General features: G+C 39.8%; 14 protein-coding genes. 9 read left to right on the top strand and 5 right to left on the bottom strand.

What is annotated here, in order from left to right; all coding sequences use genetic code 11:
• Positions 1 to 117: 117 nt before the first annotated feature.
• From polA to RB215_RS13360, 3 genes are all read left to right on the top strand, one after another.
• Positions 118 to 2,853 carry a DNA polymerase I gene (gene polA, locus RB215_RS13370; protein ID WP_309216551.1) on the top strand — a complete coding sequence of 912 codons (2,736 nt, stop codon included), beginning with the start codon at positions 118 to 120 and terminating at the stop codon, positions 2,851 to 2,853.
• A 469-nt stretch (positions 2,854 to 3,322) separates the two neighbouring features.
• Positions 3,323 to 3,910 (top strand): YceI family protein, encoded by a 588-nt coding sequence (locus RB215_RS13365; protein ID WP_011329398.1) that lies wholly within the window; start codon positions 3,323 to 3,325, stop codon positions 3,908 to 3,910.
• Positions 3,907 to 4,425 (top strand): DUF1285 domain-containing protein, encoded by a 519-nt coding sequence (locus RB215_RS13360; protein ID WP_041454598.1) that lies wholly within the window; start codon positions 3,907 to 3,909, stop codon positions 4,423 to 4,425. The genes RB215_RS13365 and RB215_RS13360 overlap by 4 nt, the downstream gene beginning before the upstream one ends.
• Positions 4,426 to 4,875: 450 nt before the next feature.
• Here RB215_RS13360 and yihA read toward each other — a convergent pair whose 3' ends face one another.
• Positions 4,876 to 5,544 (bottom strand): ribosome biogenesis GTP-binding protein YihA/YsxC, encoded by a 669-nt coding sequence (gene yihA / locus RB215_RS13355; protein ID WP_058374289.1) that lies wholly within the window; start codon positions 5,542 to 5,544, stop codon positions 4,876 to 4,878.
• A 267-nt stretch (positions 5,545 to 5,811) separates the two neighbouring features.
• On the opposite strand from yihA, the gene RB215_RS13350 reads away from it, so the two are divergent.
• The 3 genes from RB215_RS13350 (at position 5,812) to RB215_RS13340 (ending at position 8,308) form a co-directional block, all read left to right on the top strand.
• On the top strand, positions 5,812 to 6,444 hold the full coding sequence (locus RB215_RS13350; protein WP_011329395.1) for a cytochrome c: 633 nt from the start codon (positions 5,812 to 5,814) through the stop codon (positions 6,442 to 6,444).
• Positions 6,445 to 7,194: 750 nt separating this feature from the next.
• Positions 7,195 to 7,779 (top strand): Der GTPase-activating protein YihI, encoded by a 585-nt coding sequence (yihI, locus tag RB215_RS13345; RefSeq protein ID WP_011329394.1) that lies wholly within the window; start codon positions 7,195 to 7,197, stop codon positions 7,777 to 7,779.
• A 13-nt stretch (positions 7,780 to 7,792) separates the two neighbouring features.
• Positions 7,793 to 8,308, top strand: a complete 516-nt coding sequence (locus tag RB215_RS13340) for a DUF2489 domain-containing protein (protein WP_011329393.1) — start codon at positions 7,793 to 7,795, stop codon at positions 8,306 to 8,308.
• An 87-nt stretch (positions 8,309 to 8,395) separates the two neighbouring features.
• Here the strand turns inward: RB215_RS13340 and hemN are convergent, their stop codons facing one another.
• Complete coding sequence (gene hemN, locus RB215_RS13335; protein WP_011329392.1) at positions 8,396 to 9,769, bottom strand: oxygen-independent coproporphyrinogen III oxidase; 1,374 nt, start codon at positions 9,767 to 9,769, stop codon at positions 8,396 to 8,398.
• Between the two features lie 118 nt (positions 9,770 to 9,887).
• Complete coding sequence (yjgA, locus tag RB215_RS13330; RefSeq protein WP_011329391.1) at positions 9,888 to 10,421, bottom strand: ribosome biogenesis factor YjgA; 534 nt, start codon at positions 10,419 to 10,421, stop codon at positions 9,888 to 9,890.
• Positions 10,422 to 10,566: 145 nt separating this feature from the next.
• On the opposite strand from yjgA, the gene pmbA reads away from it, so the two are divergent.
• The 3 genes from pmbA to RB215_RS13315 all read left to right on the top strand — a co-directional run bounded on the left by pmbA (position 10,567) and on the right by RB215_RS13315 (position 14,816).
• Entirely contained in the window at positions 10,567 to 11,916 is a 1,350-nt protein-coding gene (pmbA, locus tag RB215_RS13325; protein ID WP_309216546.1) for a metalloprotease PmbA, read from the top strand.
• 80 nt (positions 11,917 to 11,996) lie between these two features.
• Positions 11,997 to 12,476 carry a DUF721 domain-containing protein gene (locus RB215_RS13320; RefSeq protein ID WP_011329389.1) on the top strand — a complete coding sequence of 160 codons (480 nt, stop codon included), beginning with the start codon at positions 11,997 to 11,999 and terminating at the stop codon, positions 12,474 to 12,476.
• 267 nt (positions 12,477 to 12,743) lie between these two features.
• Positions 12,744 to 14,816: a M13 family metallopeptidase gene (locus tag RB215_RS13315; protein WP_309216545.1), complete on the top strand. Its 2,073-nt coding sequence runs from the start codon at positions 12,744 to 12,746 to the stop codon at positions 14,814 to 14,816.
• 166 nt (positions 14,817 to 14,982) lie between these two features.
• On the opposite strand, the gene mutT is transcribed toward RB215_RS13315, so the two are convergent.
• Together mutT and secA are read right to left on the bottom strand one after the other, a co-directional pair.
• Positions 14,983 to 15,381, bottom strand: coding sequence for an 8-oxo-dGTP diphosphatase MutT (gene mutT / locus RB215_RS13310; RefSeq protein WP_011329387.1), 399 nt, complete (start codon positions 15,379 to 15,381; stop codon positions 14,983 to 14,985).
• Between the two features lie 72 nt (positions 15,382 to 15,453).
• Positions 15,454 to 18,162 (bottom strand): preprotein translocase subunit SecA, encoded by a 2,709-nt coding sequence (gene secA / locus RB215_RS13305; RefSeq protein WP_011329386.1) that lies wholly within the window; start codon positions 18,160 to 18,162, stop codon positions 15,454 to 15,456.
• Between the last annotated feature and the right edge of the window lie 411 nt (positions 18,163 to 18,573).

Genomic DNA, 18,573 nt, shown 5'->3' with positions numbered 1-18,573 from the left:
CCACAGTTTGTTCTGAATTAATCAACATCAGTAGTATTAATTCGCAGTCGTTTTATTCACTGCCTTATGGCATGCTTATAATTATCTTACTTTTTGTATTTAGGATCCAAATTCACCATGGCTCAGATCCCCGAAAACCCACTTATTTTAGTTGATGGCTCTTCATATTTATTTCGTGCTTATCATTCACCGCCACATTTAACTAACTCAAAAGGTGAAGCGACCGGAGCGATATATGGTGTGATCAACATGCTAAAAAGTTTGATCAGACAATATGATCCCTCGCATATGGTGGTTATATTTGACGCTAAAGGCAAAACCTTTAGAAATGACATGTATAGCGAATATAAAGCGAACCGTCCGCCAATGCCAGATGACTTACGCACGCAAATAGCGCCAATCCACCGTATTATTAAGGCAATGGGTTTTCCGCTTATTAGCATTGAAGGTGTTGAAGCCGACGATGTAATTGGTACGTTTGCGCGCATAGCTTCAGAGCAAAAGCGCCACGTACTGGTTTCTACCGGTGATAAAGATATGGCGCAGTTGGTAAATGAACATGTAACGCTTATAAACACCATGACCGACAGTATCTCGGATCCTGTTACTGTAGTTGAAAAGTTTGGTGTGGGCCCAGAGCTTATTATCGATTATTTAGCTTTAATGGGCGATAAAGTAGATAACATTCCAGGGGTAGAAGGGTGTGGTCCTAAAACTGCGGTTAAGTGGTTAGAAAAATACGGATCGCTACAGGGCGTTATGGATAATGCCAGCGAGATCAAAGGTAAAATAGGAGAAAAGTTAGCAGCTGCGCTAGATCATCTGCCTTTAAGCTATCAACTTGCTACTATTAAGTGTGATGTTGAGGTTGAGTCGGATCTTGATACCTTTAAGTTACAAGAGCCCAATAAAGATGAGCTAATTGCGCTTTATGGTGAATGTGAATTTCGTCGTTGGTTAGCTGAGTTACTCGATAACCCTAAAGATACCGAAACACACTTAGCTGTTCCCACTGAGGCTAACGAAGTACCAAAAGTAGCAGAGGCACAATACGAAACTATTTTAACCGAGAGCCAGTTTGATGCATTAATAGAGCAGCTAAATGATGCTGAGCTATTTGCCTTTGATACAGAAACAACCAGCCTTGATTACATGCAAGCACAGTTAGTAGGTATGAGCTTTGCGGTAAAAGCCGGTGAAGCTGCTTATTTACCCGTTGCTCACGACTATCCGGGTGCACCTGAGCAACTAAGCCTTGAGTTTGTAATGCAAAAATTAGGACCTATTCTAGCCGATGCCAAAAAAGCTAAAGTAGGGCAAAACCTTAAATACGATAAAAGCGTATTAGCAAATGCGGGTTATGAATTAAACGGTATTAAGTTTGATACCATGCTTGAATCGTATGTGCTTAACAGTGTGGGTACGCGCCATGATATGGATTCACTGGCACTTAAATTTTTAGGCCATAAAAATATCAGCTTTGAAGATATTGCTGGTAAAGGTAAAAAGCAACTTACTTTTAATCAAGTAGAGCTAGATAAAGCCGGCCCCTATGCCGCTGAAGATGCAGATATTACGCTGCGTTTACACCAAGTTTTATGGCCAAAATTAGCCGCTGACGAAAAACTAAAATCAGTATTCGAAGATATAGAAATGCCACTGGTTAATGTTATTTCTGATATTGAACGCACCGGTGTAGCAATAGACAGCAAAATGCTTGCTGCGCACAGCCAACGCTTAGGCGAGCGTTTATTGGAGCTGGAAAAAGAAGCGTATGAAATAGCGGGTGAACAATTTAATTTAAGTTCTCCAAAACAACTACAAGTATTGTTGTTTGAAAAACTGGAACTGCCAATAATTAAAAAAACGCCTAAAGGCGCGCCTTCTACCGCAGAAGAAGTATTACAAGAATTAGCGCACGACTATCCACTGCCTAAAGTAATTATTGAGCACCGTGGTTTATCAAAGCTTAAATCAACCTATACCGACAAATTACCGTTAATGGTTAACGAGAAAACGCAGCGTGTGCATACCTCGTATCATCAAGCCGTAACGGCAACTGGGCGTTTAAGTTCAACCGATCCTAATTTACAAAATATTCCAATTCGCTCAGAAGAAGGGCGTCGTATTCGTGAAGCGTTTATAGCGGCCGATGGCTATAAAATTGTCGCTGCCGATTATAGCCAAATTGAGCTACGTATAATGGCGCATCTTTCACAAGATAAAGGTTTATTAAGTGCGTTCGCTAATGGTTTAGACGTGCACAGTGCCACTGCAGCAGAAGTATTTGGTGTAAGTTTAGAAGAAGTGACCAGCGATATGCGTCGTAAAGCTAAAGCGGTTAACTTTGGCTTAATTTATGGCATGTCGGCATTTGGTTTAGCACGCCAGCTGGATGTGCCACGCCATGAAGCGCAGCATTATATTGATAAATATTTTGAGCGTTTCCCAGGTGTTTTAGAATATATGGAAACAACGCGTGAAAAGGCCGCTGAAAGCGGTTATGTAGAGACTATTTTTGGACGCCGTTTATATTTACCAGAAATAAAAGCCCAAAATGGTGCACGAAGAAAAGGAGCTGAGCGCGCAGCAATCAATGCGCCAATGCAAGGCACTGCTGCCGATATCATTAAAAAGGCAATGTTAAGTGTACACAGTTGGGTATACGAGCAAGCTCCCAATACCGTTAAGCTATTAATGCAAGTACACGATGAGTTGGTATTTGAAATTAAAACAGACTGTGTTGATGCTTACACAAAGCATATTTGCGAACTAATGTCGCAAGCGGCTACTCTTGATGTACCACTTATAGTTGAAGCTGATGAAGGCGACAACTGGGAACAGGCTCACTAAGTTTATATAATAAAATGACAAAAAAGTGCCTAAGGGCACTTTTTTTATGTCAGTATAAAAATATTAATTACTTAAATAAATAGCCGCTTTAGTTACATAAAAGTTAACCAAAGAAAAGACCCATGTTAAATCATAAGGTGTTGGCAAATATACACAAATTATCTAGAATTTTATTGTACTAGTGCGCTGGCTTTTGTTAAAGTCGCGCCGTCCTCATCCTGTAGGACATCCTGTTGATGATGCATCTGCGAAGATGCAATTATTCATAGCTTCTCCCCAGTTTGCTATACCGGCCTATCATATATTTGATGGGCCGTTTTTTATTCCTAACCTTAATTATTCCCCATTTATTATTCTATAATTACACTTAATCCTTTAGGTGATACCATCATAAGCTCATAAAAAGTACTTTCTATTCATTTGTGGTTCTAATGAATGGGGTATTGTTCATTTATAGAAGGAATTCGTCATGTTTAAAGCATTAGCTATTGCAGGTTTGTCGTTATCAAGTTTAGTTATTTCTAATATCGCTCAGGCCGATTGGCAGTTAGTAAACGATAAAAGCCAATTAAGCTTTGTTTCTATCAAAAAAAATAGTATTGCTGAAGCAAATCACTTTACTAATATTGAAGGCAAGTTATCAGATAAAGGTGAGTTTAGTGTAAATGTAGACTTAACCTCGGCAGAAACACTGATCCCCATTCGTAATGAGCGTTTAACAAAATTATTATTTGAAGCCGATACATTTGCAAATGCCATATTAACCGCAGATCTAGCATCGCAGCTCAGCAGTATTAAAAAACCTGGCCAGTATGTGCTTAAAGGGATTAATGCTGAACTTGATTTTCATGGTAATAAAAAGCCGCTTACTATAGATGTGCTGGTTAGCAGTGCAGAAAATGGTGATTTAAGTGTGTCTTCTTTCAGTCCTATTATTATTAATAGTAATGATTTTGCAATTACAGAGGGCATTATGGAATTACAAAAATTAGCGGGTTTACCGTCAATTGCGACTGCCGTACCTGTTACTTTTGCACTGACATTTAAAAAGCAGTGATTTCCCTTAGCCAACTAAGCAAGCAATTAAGCGAGCCAAGCAAACCCTTTGATAGTTGGCAACCAACTCACTGTGGATCATTGCCAATGGTTATTAACGACCAAGGGCAATGGTTTTATGCTGGCAGTGAAATAACACGCCCGGCTATGGTAAAGCTGTTTGCCTCGGTATTGTGTAAAGAGGGTGAGCAGTTTTATTTAAAAACGCCGGTCGAAAAAATAGCCATCACGGTTGAAGACGCCCCCTTTATTATTGTTGCCTGGCGATTTGAAAATACCGAGCAAGGACAAGTGCTTTGTTGTATAGATAACCTAGACAGACAATGGCTCATCAGTGCTGAGCAACCTATATATATACAAGACTACAAAGATGCAGCCGTGCCTTATATACAACTCCCTTATGGGTGCTGTGCACGCGTGGCAAGAAGTGTATTTTATCAATGGGCAGAAATAGCCCAGACAGACAAACAGGGTTATTTTATAACATCTGCCGGGGAGCCGTTTTATTTATCCTAAACTCGAGTAATAGCGGATAATAATGGCTTAGGTTTGTAATGCGTGCGTGGCAAGAAGTGTATGCTATTAATGCAATGGGCTAAAATAGCCAATACTGATAAACAGGGTTATTTTAATAACATCTGCCGGGGAGCCGTTTTATTTATCCTAAACTCGGGTAATAGCGGATAATAATGGCTTAGGTTTGTAATGCGTGCGTGGCAAGAAGTGTATGCTATTAATGCAATGGGCTAAAATAGCCAATACTGATAAACAGGGTTATTTTATAACATCTGCCGGGGAGCCGTTTTATTTATCCTAAACTCGGGTAATAGCGGATAATAATGGCTTAGGTTTGTAATGCGTGCGTGGCAAGAAGTGTATGCTATTAATGCAATAGGCTGAAATAGCCGAGACAGATAAGCTCGGCTATTTATCGAATGTGTAAGCTTTTAAGCCTTGCAGAATAAATTAGCTTGCTGGGTTAGTGTCATCGTTAAGTATTTTTTCAGCAGGTGGTACCGCTACAACAGGGCCTAAAAACCATTCATCAAGTTTTTTGGCAACGTCTGGCAAGCCAGTACCTTTTAGTGATGAAAATGCATGTACCGTAATATCACCATCAAGGGCGCTTAATTCACGGCGAACTTTAAGTACTTGTGATTGACGCGGACCTTGTTTAAATTTGTCTGCTTTAGTTAATAGCGCTAAAACAGGAATTTCACTGCTAATAGCCCAATTAATTAAATCACGGTCTAAATCTTTTAATGGATGACGAATATCCATTAAAATTACAATACCTTTTAAACTCTGACGCTTTTGTAAATATTCGCCTAGCGACTTCTGCCATTTCTTTTTCATTTCAATTGGCACTTTAGCAAAGCCATAGCCTGGTAAATCGATAAGGCGCATGTCATCAACATCAGCAAGTTCAAAGGTATTTATTAGCTGAGTACGTCCAGGAGTTTTACTGGTACGCGCTAATTTTTGGTCGGTAAGTGCATTAAGAGCACTTGATTTACCTGCATTGGAGCGACCGGCAAACGCAACTTCAATTCCCGTATCAGCAGGTAATTTAGTAATGTCTGGAGCGCTTGTAACGAAAGACGCGGTATTATATTTGATACGAGATTTGAGCACGGGCTCTCCTAAAACTTAAAAATGATCACATTGAGCTAAATTCGCTCATGGGGCGTATTTTATACTATAAAGGAGTTATTAAAAAGCTGTTAAACCACCATATACAGCACATTTAAACCAAGTTAAAGCTTAACCTAAGGCAAAACCCTATAAATTATAAGTTTAATATGAGTAGAAAACGTGCCAGAGAATTTATTATCGTGTAGAATATAAAAATCACAACATCCATATTGTAGATGATACAGGGTCGGAAACAGAGAATTCACCATGAAAAAAATAGCACTATCTTTAACTATATTGCTTGGTGCGTTGTCAGCAAGCAACGCAACAGCATTTGAAGGCGATGTAAACGCAGGTAAAGAAAAATCAGTAACGTGTGCGGCTTGTCACGGCCCAGACGGTAATGCACCGATTAATATCTATCCTAAGCTTGCGGGTCAACATGCCGATTATATTTATAAGCAACTTCAAGACTTAAAACTAGGTATGACCTCAGGTGGCAAAAAAGGTCGTATGGATCCGGTTATGAGCGCAATGGCTATGCCATTAAGCGAACAGGATATGAAAGATTTGTCGGCTTATTTTGCATCACTAAACATGAGCGAAGAAGCTACGCCTAAAGACGTAGTTGAAACCGGTAAAATACTTTACAAAGCAGGTGATGCAGATCGTGGTATTCCAGGATGTGCTGCATGTCATGGCCCTCGTGGTAATGGCTCGTCACTTGCAAAATTTCCAAAAGTTTCTTTTCAGCATCCAGGTTACGTTAAAGCGCAACTTGAAAAATTTCGTGATGGCACACGCCAAAATGATTTAAATGGTGTGATGCAAGATATTGCAAAGAAATTAACAGATAAAGACATTGAAGTACTTTCGCAGTACTTAGGTGGCTTACACTAAAGTTGTATTTATTTAATTATTATTAATGTAATAAACTACAATATGTACAAAAAAGCAGCTTAGGCTGCTTTTTTTGTGCTTAAAATTACTTTTATAGTCTTTATTCATGTAAGACATTGACCATGCATAGCTGTGAGATAAGTCTTATTTTAAAAACCATTAAATTGTTAACTTGATGTAATGTAATGGTTTTTGTGTTTTTTGTTATAATCCTTTTAATAAAAGATATATAAATTAGTTGTAACAAAATTATTAACAGGTACATTAACCCCTGTCGCAAAAAACAATAACAAAATGGAATAAGCTATAAGGACAGTAGCGCGACACGACTACATAGCACAAATTGGTGCTAGCAAAGGAAATAACAAAAAAGCGTTAGGAAGACCGAAAATAATAAAAACTCATGGAAGTTTAATAATAAAAACAAAATGGAATGCTACACGGAAGGTAAAAATAATAATAATAGGGATAGGTAAAAATAATAACAATAATAAAGACTAAAAAGTCGAAGGGAGAAGTGTCCAGATAATGGCGCTCAGATTAGTAGGCGGTAGAGATGTTTTCTCTACCGCCTTTTTATTTGTCCTGTTACAATAGCCACCGTTTAAAAACGAGCAGTAAGCTGTTTTAAGCGCTAAATAGAGAAACCCAGCCTCTAAAGCGCAAACTGAATTCTTCTGGCTAGGCCAGCATTGCGATGCCCATTGATTTGCGCCTCGCCCAAAACCTCTTAAGTGAGATGATCAAGATATGAGTAGAACTAAAAAGTCACGCAAAAGCCCAGCAAATGGACCAGTACGTTTAAGCCAAGATAAGCTTAAAGAAATGCGTGCATTAAAAGAGCAACGTGTTAAAAAAACCAAAGGTGCTAAGCCTGGATCTCGTAATACCCCTGAGCTATTAAATGATGATAGCCAAAAAAGTAACACGGGAACTAAAGATAAACGCATTGGCAGTAAAAAACCTGTGCCATTAATAGCTGTTGCAGCTGCACCTAAAGTAGAAATAAAACGTAACTTAAAGCCAACTGTTGAGCTTAAAAAGTCAGCAGAGCCAGAGTTTACGCCTGAGCAAGAGCTAGAAGCACTTGAAAATGATGAGCGCTTACTTAAATTAGTAGAGCGTCATGAAAATGGCGAAATGCTAACGGGTAAAGATGCTAAGTACTTTAATAGTCGTATTGCTCGTCATCAAGCATTGTGTAAATTGCTTGGTATCGAGGATGAAGATGAAGAAGAGTTTGAAGATGACTTTAGCGAAGAAAGTAATTCAGACTTCGATCAGTATTTATCGAACGATCTTGCTAACGAATGGTTAGACGAAGAAGACAAGTAATAAGGGTTATTAAATGAGTACAGCGGTGATCTTAGCCTTATTTGTAGGTGCTGCTATTATAGTGGGCTTAGCATTTTATGCGGGTCAGTTGCTTTATAAGTTAAGCGCGCAAAAAAAACTGATTGTTAAAAAGCAGGCTGAGCAACAGCAAAAGCTTAAGCAGTCACGTTTAAAGCGTAACGCCAAATTAGCCGACAGCATTCATTTAATCGCGCGTGCAATGCATGAACAGCAGTGTGAGTTTTCAGAAGGCTGTTTACGTATTTGGGTACTTATGTCGCAATATGGTTTTGAAGACGAGCAAGATTTAACGACAAAATACTCGGGCATTTATAAAATGTACCAAGTAGTTAAAGAAATGCCGACACATGATGCGCGTAAAAAATATACCAAAAAAGAAATATTTAAGTTAGATACAGCTCGCTGGCGTGCCGAAGAGACACATAAAGATGAGATTATAGCTGACTGCGCTAAAATTATTATTGAGTTTAAAGCCGCCCCTGGCAGCGAAAACGTGGTATTTAATTAATCAGCGTTTAAATAATTTAAAGCACAAAATACAAAAGCAGACCTCAGGTCTGCTTTTTCGTTTTAAATTTACTACTCGGGCTGAGGGTTAAATAACCCGAGAAAAACGCGTTGCATTTAGCTGTTTTTGTAAGTGAGCGTCAAAGCACATACAAATAATACGAATAAATAAATTACCTCTAGCAGTGACACTAATCATATTATTTTCAATAGTGACCATCCCATCAGCAATTAAAGGCTCAATTGCCGTTAGTGCATCAGCAAAGTAGTGGTTAAAGTTAAGTGCATGTTTGGCACTAAATGCCTCCATATCTAACTCAAACTGGCATATAAGCTGTTTAATTGCATCAGCGCGTATTACATCATCGGCACTTAAGTGCATGCCTTTGGTGATGGCACAGCCGCTTTGCGTTTCTACACTATGATAATAATGCTTTAACTCTTTTTGATTTTGTAAAATGGCAGTGCCAATTTGTGATATAGATGAAACCCCTAAACCTAATAAATCGCAGTTTCCGTGGGTAGTATACCCTTGAAAGTTACGGTGTAATTGCCCCGCATTTTGTGCCACAGCGAGTTCGTTATTAACTTTAGCAAAATGGTCCATACCAATAAATTGATAACCGGCTTGAGTCATTTGCTCTAAGGTGTTTTTAAACATAGTTAGCTTGTTGTGTGCACTGGGTAAGTCGGCATCTTTAATTTTACGTTGTGCTGCAAAACGCTCTGGAAGGTGAGCATAATTAAATACCGAAACACGATCAGGGCTAAGCTCAAGCAACTGCTCTATGGTTTGTTTAAAGCTTTGTGGCGTTTGCAATGGGAGGCCGTAAATCATGTCGGCATTAATCGATTTAAACCCTAATTCACGGGCTTGGGTGATTAACTGCTTTACTGTATCGGCATTTTGCGGACGGTTTACTGCTAGCTGCACTTCATCATTAAAGTCTTGAATACCAAATGATACGCGGTTAAAACCTAAGTTACTTAAATCAACCAACATGTTATCGGCAAGCGATCGAGGGTCAATTTCAATACCACGCTCAGTGGCGTCGGTAAAATTAAAGTGCAGCTCCAAAAGTTTAACTAAACGGCTCATTTGCTGCGTAGTTAAAAAGGTAGGTGTACCACCGCCTAAATGTAGTTGCTCTAGGGTGTAGTCTTTAAATAGAGGCGCTTGGGCTGCAATTTCTATGGCTAAAAAATCAAGGTAGGTGTCGGCTTTTGACTGATGGCGAGTAATAATTTTATTGCAGCCACAGTAATAACAAAGCTGACTACAAAACGGAATATGTATATATAAAGACAATGCACGGCTGTTTGATGACTCAATCGCACTGAGTAAGTCTTGCTGTTGATAGCCCTCAGTTAGCGACAGTGCCGTGGGGTACGATGTATAACGTGGGCCAGACACATTATATTTATTTATTAGGGTTTGATCCCATTTTGGAAGTTTAATCATCACGCGCACCTTGGTATATTATTTAGGTGCTGATTATAAAAAAATGTTTAGCAGGGCGGGTTGATCTACAACAAAAAAAGGTGCCGTAGCACCTTTTTAAAGTATATTTTTTAATCTGTTAGTAAGTAACTTGATGGGCATCTTTCAAATATTGAAATAGCTCTTTGTAACCTCTACCAGGTTTTTCATCTTTCGCTTCTTTAGCTGCATTACGAACTAGCTGGCGCATTTGTTGACGATCAAGCGATGGGAACTGCTCTATAGTCTCATTGATTAGGTCATCGCCTTGTTCAATTAGGTCTGCACGTAATTGCTCAATTTTTTTGACCAACACTTCAGCTTGGTTATTTTTATTAAGCATAACATCGATAATTGATCTTATAGCATCGATGTTCTCTACGGTGCGCAGTGTTTTAGCTATGTAGTTTAAATGACGACGATAAGCATCGCTTTTATTGCTAATTTTATCGGCAACAACCATTGCGGCTTTTAAATCATCATTTAATGGCAAGCGCTCACGCTGCTTTTTACCCATTTTGGCAATTTCAGTCCCTAACTGATGAAATTCTTGTGCTTCACGCTTCAGTTCGGTTTTTGAGACATATTCAATTTCTTCTTCAATATCAGCAGGCTTGCTTTTTTTCTTCGCCATGGGGTGCTCTTAAATAAAAATAACTTCTGCCATTATACATGATTATCATACAGAGGAATATTAGCTGATGTGATGCATTGAGTGTGTTAGCATTTAAATATAAAAAATGTGTGCAACATTGCCTTCAAGGCTCAGGACTTAATTTATGAAAAGCCAACAACACGATCCAATTTATTCTCAAATATCTCAAGTAAAAGATGCGGTAGCAGCAGTGCTCGAGCATGCGAAAAAACTCGGTGCCACAGCGGCAGAAGCGGCTATGTCTAGCACTTCAGGGCTGTCGGTTAGCACTCGCATGGGCGAAGTAGAAACCATTGAGTTTAATCAAGATGGCGGTTTAGGCATTAGTGTGTATGTAGGTAATAATAAAGGCTCTGCGTCTACCGCAGATTTAAGCCCTAAAACGCTACGCACTGTGGTTGAAAAAGCCATTGATATTGCAAAATTCACCTCAGACGACCCTTTTAACGGTGTTGCAGATAAAGAGCTACTTGAGTTTTCACCCAAAGATCTCGATTTATACCATCCATGGGATGTAAGCCCAGAGCAAGGTATTGAGTTTTGTCATGCTGCAGAGCAAGCAGCGTTAAATGCGGATGAGCGCATTGTTAACTCAGACGGCGCAAGTTTTTCATCGCACCAAGGTTTGCGTGTTTATGGCAATAGCCATGGTTTAATTGCTGGTTTTCCGCGTACTCGCCACAGCATAAGTACTATGGTAATTGGTAAAGATGGCGAGCAAATGCAACGCGACTCTGCTTACACCGTAGCACGCGATCAAGCTGGTTTAAATGATGCCGCAGCAGTGGGGCTTGAAGCCGCAGCCGAAACTTTAGCTAAATTAAATAGCCAAAAATTAGGCACCATGAAAGTACCGGTAATATTTAGAGCTGACATTGCTAATTCATTATTTGGCCATTTAGTGTCGGCCATTGGTGGTGGTGCGCTGTATCGTAAATCGAGTTTTTTACTCGATAGCCTAGGTACACAAGTATTTAGCAATTGCGTAAATATTGCCGAGCGTCCGCATATACTCAAAGGGCTCGCATCGTCGCCGTTTGACAGCGAAGGTGTTAAAACCTTTGATAGAGAAATCATTCAAGGTGGCGAGTTACAAACTTACCTACTTGCAAGCTATGCTGCGCGTAAAATGAATATGACACCAACAGGGCACGCTGGCGGTATACATAACTGGTTAGTTGAGCAAACACATAACGATTTAACCGCGCTACTTAAAACCATGGGCACAGGCTTATTAGTAACAGAGCTAATGGGGCAGGGCGTAAATACAGTAACTGGTGATTACTCGCGTGGTGCGGCTGGTTTTTGGGTAGAAAATGGCGAAATCCAATATCCAGTAAGCGAAATTACCATTGCCGGTAACTTAAAAGATATGTTTAAAGGAATATCAGCTATTGGTGGCGACATAGAGCGCCGTGGTGGCATTCAAACTGGCTCTGTGTTAATTGAACAAATGCAAATAGCGGGCGCTTAGTCACTGCGCTCAGTGTATACTCAAGTCGAGGGTTATTTCGATTTGAGTAACCGCATTATTGAGTTTTTACGAGGTGTTAAATGGCTAAAGACAGGTATGCGCCAAAACCATTAACTGACATTATGGCAGGACTGAATAACCGCTTGTCGGCTTATGCAGGTAAAAGCCAAGCACTCGATACCCAGCAAACCTTACTTAAAGACTTTTTAGGCCCCAAACTGGGTGATAAATGCCGCGTGAGTAACTACCGCGATGGTACTTTAATGATCGAAGCGGTATCTGCGCCTATTGCGCTTAGACTAAATTACTTAAAAATGGATATGCTCTCGCATTTTAGAGCCGCGGGCATGGCAGAGCTTGGGCAAATAAAAATTACCGCTAATCCACAAGCAACACAACGCTTGGGCGCAGTAAGTAAAACCATTAATACCCCAATAACTAATTCTCGTAAAATGAGCGAACAAACAGCCGATTATTTAAATGCCATAGCCGCCTCAGCCCCCCCTTCGCTAAAAGAAAAATTAGAGCGTTTAGCACTGCACGCAAAGCGTAAAACCTAGCTGCTAATAACTCGTTTATAAGCTCACATAGTTATTGATAGCACTATGTGGGTCACTCATCGCATTAAAATACTTTGTTACATATTCAATTTTATTGTTACCCCAATGGGGTTTATGATAGCTACTTAATACGCCTATTAACTAGGTTGCAGTTAATGCTTATTTCATTAAGTAAAAGTACATAAAATGTCATTACGCAGCTTTATGCTGCTGGTATTTGAATATTAATGAAATAGGTATTTATTTTAACTAACAAACGGAATCCTTATGATTAAAATAACAATGACCGCCGCAGGTATTGCGCTGGCACTTGGGTTGGTTGGTTGTGGTGAACAACAAGAAATTAAAGTAAACAAAACTCCCGCGGTTAGCGCTCCAGTTCCAGCTCCTTTTGCCTTGGGTATTGAGCTGGAAAATATGGATAAATCGGTACGCGCTCAAGATGACTTTTATTACCATGTAAATGGTCAATGGCTAGCTAAAACCGAAATTCCTGGCGATAAATCTAACTATGGTTCGTTTTCGCAATTATATGACGAGTCGCAAAAGGCGATGAAAACAGTACTTGAAAGTGCGGCAGCAAATAGCAATGTTGAAAAAGGCAGTGATGAAGCAAAGTTGGCGGCATTTTATAATAGCTACATGGCAGAAGAAGCGCGCGAAGAACTTGGCATCCAGCCACTTGAGCCATCATTGGCAAGCATTGACGCCGTTAAAGGTAAAAAAGATTTAGTTACTTTAATGGCGCAATTACAGATTAAAGGCGGCGACTTGCCATTTGGTTGGTATGTAAATAATGACGCTAAAAACTCCAGCGAAAATGCATTGTATGCGTATCAAGCTGGGTTAGGTTTACCCGATCGTGATTATTATTTAAAAGATGATGAAAAGTTCACTAAAATTCGTGCTTCTTATCAAGCTTACATTGCTAAAATATTAGCCAAGTCAGGGGTTGAAAATACAGAGGCTGTGGCTAAAAATGTATTAGCGCTGGAAAAAAATCTTGCTGAGGCGCAGTGGAGTCGAGTAGAGAGCCGTGATGCAACCAAGTCTTATAATAAAATGAGCCTTGCACAAGCAAATAAACTAATGGGTGACTTTGATCTTGCTAGTTACTTTAAAGCGATAGGCATAAACACCGAAGAGTTAATTATTAGCCAGCCGAGCTACTTTGAAAAATTTGCGACTATTTATAAAAACACCGATTTAGCAACATGGCAAAATTACCTTAAGTTTCACTTTGTAAGTAACTACGCTCAGTTACTCGATAAAGAGTTAGTGGACCTTAAGTTTAACTTTTACAGTACAACTTTACGTGGTGTAGAAGAACAAGCGCCACTTTGGAAGCAAGCGGTTGATGCTTCAAACAGTGTGCTAGGTGAGATTTTAGGTAAAGTGTACGTTAAAGAGAACTTTCCACCAGAAGCGAAAGCGCGTATGGAAGAGTTGGTTGATAACGTAATTAAAGGCTACGGTGTTGCGATTGAAAATTTAGAGTGGATGAGCCCGGAAACTAAAATTGCCGCTCAACAAAAGCTAGACAAGTTTACACCTAAAATTGGCTACCCAGATAAGTGGAAAGACTTCTCAGCACTAGAGATTAACCCTGATGAATTAGTCGGTAACTACATTCGTTATAGCGAATGGGCTTACAGCGATATGATTGCCAAATTGGGTAAACCAGTAGACCGCTCAGAGTGGCACATGACACCACAAACTGTGAATGCATACTACAACCCAGTAAATAACGAAATTGTGTTTCCAGCAGCTATTTTACAGCCGCCATTTTTTAACTTAGAAGCAGATGATGCAGTAAATTACGGTGCTATTGGCGCGGTAATTGGTCATGAGTTAGGCCATGGTTTTGACGACCAAGGTGCTAAATACGACGGCGACGGTAATTTACGTAACTGGTGGAGCGAGTCAGACCTTAAACAGTTTGAACAGCGAACCGCGGCTTTAGTTGCTCAGTATAATGAATACAAACCTTTTACTGATGCTGGCGTAAATGGTGAATTGACGTTAGGCGAAAATATTGGCGATTTAGGCGGCCTTACGGTTGCGCATAAAGCGTATATGCTATCTTTAGGTAACTCTAAGGCTCCAGTGATTGATGGCTACACTGGCGATCAGCGCTTCTTTATGGGCTGGTCACAAATTTGGCGTCGTAAGTATCGTGATGAAGCGTTGCGTAACCGCTTAATGACCGACCCGCATTCGCCTAGTCATTACCGCGTAATTGGTATTTTATCGAATATGCCTGAGTTTTATAAAGCATTTGACGTTAAAGAAGGCGACAAAATGTATATTAAACCAGAGGACCGCGTAAAAATTTGGTAATTTAATTACCTAACTAAAAAGTACCTAACTAGAAAGTACCTAACTAGAAAGTATCTAACTAAAAAGGCCAGCAAGTGTTAACTTGCTGGTCTTTTTGTAGCTGCCTAATAATGGCGGTTTATTGTTATTATTATTTTACTAAAAGAGTATAGCCAAATATTAAGCGTTAAATATATTTCGCTTTTATAGCGCTAATAATATCGACGTTAGCTGCTGGAAACTCGTAGTTATCTAGCTCGTCAATACTTACCCAAGCATTATCTTGCCCTTCTGCGCCATGTGCTTCACCACTAAAGTTACTCACCACATGTACGTTCAGCTTTACCGTTTTATCATCGTAATCGTGTTTTATTGTTAGCAACTCACTGGAACTAAAAATAGTGATGCCAATCTCTTCTTGAAGTTCACGCTTAAGTGCTCTAAATACACTTTCACCGGCTTCAATTTTACCACCAGGAAACTCCCACAAACCTCCTTGATGTTGATCATTTGCCCGCTTGCAAATAAACAGAGCGTTATTTTTTTTAATTACGCCAACAGCCACATTTACAATTATACTAGTCATTTTATCTCCCTTAAACACCATAAAAAAAGCGACGCAAGCGCCGCTTTTTACGAAATTTATTACACTATTGGATTATTTTAATTTACCACAACATTGCTTAAATTTTTGACCTGAGCCACAAGGACAAGGATCGTTACGGCCTACTTTTGGCTCGCTACGTGCCATTACAGTTGCGCTTTGTGGTGCTTCGCCGCCTACATGCTCAACTTCTTCATGCTGATATTCGCGAGGAGCGTTTTCACTTTTACGGTGTTGCTCTTCTACTTTTTCAACATCCTCTTCGGCGCGTACTTGTACTTTGCTTAAAATACTTACTACATCTATTTTTAAGTTTTCTAGCATTTCAGCGAATAGCTCAAACGATTCACGCTTGTACTCTTGCTTTGGATTTTTTTGCGCATAACCACGTAAATGAATACCTTGGCGTAAATGATCCATTGCTGCCAGGTGATCTTTCCAATGCTGATCTAGGCTTTGTAACATAATCGCTTTTTCGAATTGACGTAGTACTGAATCGCCTACCATCTCTTCTTTTTGCTTATATGCTTGCCCAACCGACTCTTCAATGCGCTCACGAAGTTTTTCTTCATAGAGTTTATTGTCATCAGCTAGCCACTGAGTAATTGGCAATTCAATTAAGAAGTCTTGTTTTAAGCGCTCTTCAAGGCCAGGTACATCCCACATTTCAGCCAAGCTTTGCGGTGCAATGTACTGATCAATAATATTACTCAGCACATCACCACGAATAACCGTGATAGTTTCTGAAATATCGCCTTCTTCAAGTAGTTCGTTACGCTGTGAGTAAACCACACGGCGTTGATCGTTTGCTACGTCATCGTACTCAAGTAATTGCTTACGCACATCAAAGTTACGTGCTTCTACTTTACGCTGTGCATTTTCAATCGCACGGTTAACCCATGGATGTTCAATAGCTTCACCGCGTTGCATACCTAGTTTACGCATCATGTTAGTCATGCGCTCGCCAGCAAAAATACGCATTAACGCATCGTCCATCGATAAGTAAAAACGGCTTGAACCGGCATCACCTTGACGACCAGAACGACCACGTAATTGGTTATCTATACGACGAGATTCATGGCGTTCAGTACCAATAATGTGTAAACCACCTGCATCAATTACTGCGTCATGGCGTATTTTCCATGCAGCTTTAATTTCAGCAATTTGTTCATCAGTTGGGTTTTCAAGCTTTTCAACTTCGCTGTGCCAGTTACCACCAAGTACAATATCGGTACCACGGCCAGCCATGTTAGTGGCAATCGTTACTGTGCCTGGTAGGCCAGCGTCTGATACGATATCAGCCTCTTGCGCATGAAATTTAGCATTAAGTACGTTGTGCTTAATTTTTTCTTTGCGTAAAAATTGCGATAAATACTCAGAGCTTTCAATTGAAATAGTACCTACAAGTACAGGTTGTCCGCGTTCTTGGCAGTCTTTAATATCAACTAAAATAGCTTCGTATTTTTCTTCTTGCGTTAGGTACACTAAGTCGGCGCGATCATCACGAACCATCGGCTTATTAGTTGGCATAACAACAGTGTCTAGGCCGTAAATAGACTGGAACTCAAATGCTTCCGTATCGGCTGTACCTGTCATGCCCGCAAGTGTTTCGTATAAGCGGAAATAGTTTTGAAAGGTAATAGATGCAAGCGTTTGGTTTTCGTTTTGAATATTTACGCCTTCTTTAGCTTCAACAGCTTGGTGTAAACCTTCTGACCAACGACGACCTTCCATTGAACGACCAGTGTGCTCATCAATAATGATAACTTCGTTTTCTTTTACAACGTAATCAACATCTTTTTGATAAAGCTTATGAGCACGAAGCGCTGCATAAACATGGCTTAGTAGCGTAATGCTGGCTGCAGAATAAAGCGAATCGCCTTCTGCAATTAAGCCGCGCTCAGTAAGTAGCTCTTCAACTTTAATTTGGCCACGTTCAGTTAAATGAACTTGCTTAGACTTTTCATCAATAGTGAAATCGCCATCGCCTTCAATACCTTCTTCGTCTTCTTTTTCTTGTAGTTCAAGTAAAGGCACCATGGTATTAATTTCAGTGTATAGCTCTGAGCTGTCCTCAGCAGGGCCTGAAATAATAAGGGGCGTACGGGCTTCATCAATTAAGATAGAATCCACTTCATCGACAACAGCATAAAATAATGGACGTTGTACACGCTCATCTATGCTAAATGCCATGTTGTCACGCAGGTAGTCAAAACCAAACTCATTATTAGTACCGTACGTAATATCGGCAACATAAGCTTGTTTTTTCTGCTGTGGCATCATACCCGGTACGTTACAGCCTACTGTTAAACCTAAAAACTCAAATAACGGACGGTTAGTTTCCGCATCGCGTTTAGCTAGGTAGTCGTTCACGGTAATTACGTGTACGCCCTTACCAGTTAAACCATTTAAGTAAGCAGGTAATGTAGCTGTGAGTGTTTTACCTTCACCGGTACGCATTTCTGCAATACGGCCTTGGTGCAGTACCATGCCACCGAGTAGCTGTACGTCAAAGTGACGCATGCCATTTACACGTTTAGATGCTTCACGTACCACAGCAAATGCTTCAGGCAGTAAGTCGTCAAGGCTTTGTCCGTTATCGTAACGTTCTCTAAACTCTGCTGTTTTCGCTTTTAAGTCGTCATCAGAAAGCGCTTCTAATTGCGTTTCAAGTGCATTGATCAGTGCGACCGTCTTTCTTAGGTTTTTAATAGTGCGGTCATTGCGACTACCAAAAATCTTGGTAAATAAATTAGATATCATGATAAAACCGTTACAATGTATTTTTTTGCCAGCCGTACATCGGCTAACCCATTTTTAACAATTGATAATTAATGTATTCTTTAAAGTAACACCGAGGACACATTAATTAGCAATTTTGTATTAAACCGTTCAAAAAGCACTGTTTATTACGTGTGCTACTATACCAGACTCTGCTAAACAACAAACCATCTCACTAAAAAGATATGGATTAAAAACAGAAAAACTTAATCTAGTACATAAAATTGCTATATATTTTTATACGAGGTGAAAACTGCTAGCAAAGCTAGTGATATTAAGTAAGTTTCCACTTTGAAATATCAACAGTCACTCAAAGATATGGTGCTGAATAAATTAAAAACAAGGGGGTAATAAGCGCTTAAAGTTTATCCTCAAGCGCTTAAATATAAGTAG

Source organism: Pseudoalteromonas sp. HL-AS2 (assembly GCF_031198805.1).
Classification (GTDB): domain Bacteria; phylum Pseudomonadota; class Gammaproteobacteria; order Enterobacterales; family Alteromonadaceae; genus Pseudoalteromonas; species Pseudoalteromonas nigrifaciens.
Note: the sequence above shows the minus strand (reverse complement) of the source record. Positions and strands in the feature narration are given on the sequence as shown.